The following is a 1,862-nucleotide window of genomic DNA, read 5'->3' as shown; positions in this document are numbered from 1 at the left end:
GCCAGCGCGTCGTCGAGGGTTTCGGCGCGGTGCTGGAGATAGCCGCTGTCGATCCGCCTGGCGATGCGCGCGGGGTCGATCTCGACGCAGAGGATGACCGCCCCGGCCAGACGCCCGGCCAGCGGCTGCGCCCCGCCCATGCCGCCCAGCCCGGAGGTCAGGATCAGCCGCCCGGCCAGGGTGCCGTCGAAATGGCGGTCGGCGATGCGGCGGAAGATTTCGTACGTGCCCTGGATGACGCCCTGCGAGCCGATATATTGCCAGTCGCCGGCGGTCAGCCCGCCCCAGCAGATCAGGCCCTGTTTTTCGAGCCGGTAGAATTCCTCGGCCCTGGCCCATTGGCCGACCATGTTGCAGTTGGCCATCACCACGATCGGGGCGCGGGAATGGGTCTTGACCAGGCCGATCGGCTTGCCGGACTGCACGATCAGGGTCTCGTCCTCATCCATCGTCGTGAGCGCGCGCACGATGGCGTCGTGCGCGGGCCAGTCGCGCGCCGCCTTGCCCAGGGCGGCGTAGACCACGAGATTGTCCGGGTCCTCGGCGACCGACAGGACGTTTTCCAGCAGGCGGAGCAATCCTTCCTGCCGCCAGCCGCGACAGCGCAGATTGGTGCCGGAGGCCAGGCCGAAATGGCGATGGGTCATGGAGCGTTCCCTTGTGTCGGCGTGGACGGCGCGGCCGGCGCCAGCGCGTAGGTCGCCAGGTCGATGCCCAGGGCGCGTTCGACCGGCGGGTAGACGGCGGGATCGAGGACCGAGGAGGAGAGCGGGAATTTCGTCCTGTCCACGTGCAGGACGAGCAGTTCCGTGCCCTCGGTGATTTCGCCGACGCTGAGCGGGTAGCCGTCGGGCGCCAGCGTGGTGATGATGTCGGGGAAGGAGGCGCGGCGCGTGCCGCCGGCGTCGTCGACCGCCATGTATTCGTTCATGACGTGCAGGGTCAGCGCGGAATCGCCCCGGCCGACCGTGATCGTGCCGACATCGAAGGCGTCGGGCGTGTAGGTGACGGATTTGCGGCTCACCCGGCCCCGGGCCAGGATCGTGCCGTCCAGCACCCGGACGATCGTGTCGACGACTGTGTGGCCGCCTTTTGCCCGGGCGGCGAGCACGGCCTCGCCCAGTGCGAGGGCGCGGGAGATGCCGCCGGCGGCGGCGTGGCGTTTCACGTACCGGGCCGGGAGCGGATTGCGGCAGGAGGCGATGAAGCCGCCCGACATGTCGGACGCGGTGCGCAGGATCGGCGAGATGCGGGCGGTGGCGCCCCTGGCGACCATCTCGATATAGGCGTTGCGCGCGCGGTTGCCGCCCACGGCCGCCTGGATCATGGTTTCGGGCGAGTTGGCCATGCCGATCGATCCCATGTCGCCAGTCGGGTGGGCGCGCATGTCGCCCACGGCGTCGACCACCTTGGTGCCGAGGATCGCGCCGGGCAGCCAGGCGTTCAGCGTGCTGGACTTGCCGTTCTGGCCGATCATCAGCCCGTAGATGGGGGCGCCCAGTTCCTTCTGCACCAGGCGCACGGCGTTGACGTAATCGACGCCCAGCATCTGCCAGTCGGTGGTGCCGGCCGGCGCGCCGATCGCGGCGGCGGTGGCGATGATGGCGTCATCGGCGATTTCGTCGAGGGCCACGAGCTCCGGCCGGCCGGCATTGACCGCCGCCGTGCCGAGCATGCGCCCGTGCTCGACCCAGCCGCCGCCGCCGCAGGCGAAGATCGACCCGCCGCATATCGCGGATTCGACGTCCTTTTCGACCAGAATTCTGCCCATGACGGGTATCCCTTTCGTGCGGTTACGGCCCGCGGTCGCAGGCCAGCATGGTATCGGCGAGCACGCGCGCGCCCCGCGCGGCGTCGTCGGG

Annotated in this window: 1 protein-coding gene and 1 pseudogene; both read right to left on the bottom strand. The window is 70.0% G+C overall.

The features are described from left to right. A pseudogene (locus tag HUK84_RS16700) lies at positions 1-647 on the bottom strand (urocanate hydratase); the annotation flags it as partial. After that, a complete protein-coding gene (locus HUK84_RS16695) occupies positions 644-1,771 on the bottom strand; it encodes a DUF917 domain-containing protein (protein ID WP_176641281.1) in 1,128 nt (375 codons plus the stop codon). The pseudogene HUK84_RS16700 and the gene HUK84_RS16695, both read right to left, overlap by 4 nt. Positions 1,772-1,862: the final 91 nt, after the last annotated feature.

This window comes from Nguyenibacter vanlangensis (assembly GCF_013376155.1).
GTDB lineage: Bacteria > Pseudomonadota > Alphaproteobacteria > Acetobacterales > Acetobacteraceae > Gluconacetobacter > Gluconacetobacter vanlangensis.
The sequence above is the reverse complement of the archived record's forward strand: the minus strand, read 5'-3'. Positions and strand labels throughout refer to the sequence as shown.

Coding starts and splice junctions, on each gene's coding strand:
- HUK84_RS16695 (WP_176641281.1), bottom strand. CDS start 1,771: ATGGGCAGAATTCTGGTCGAAAAGGACGTCGAATCCGCGATATGCGGC.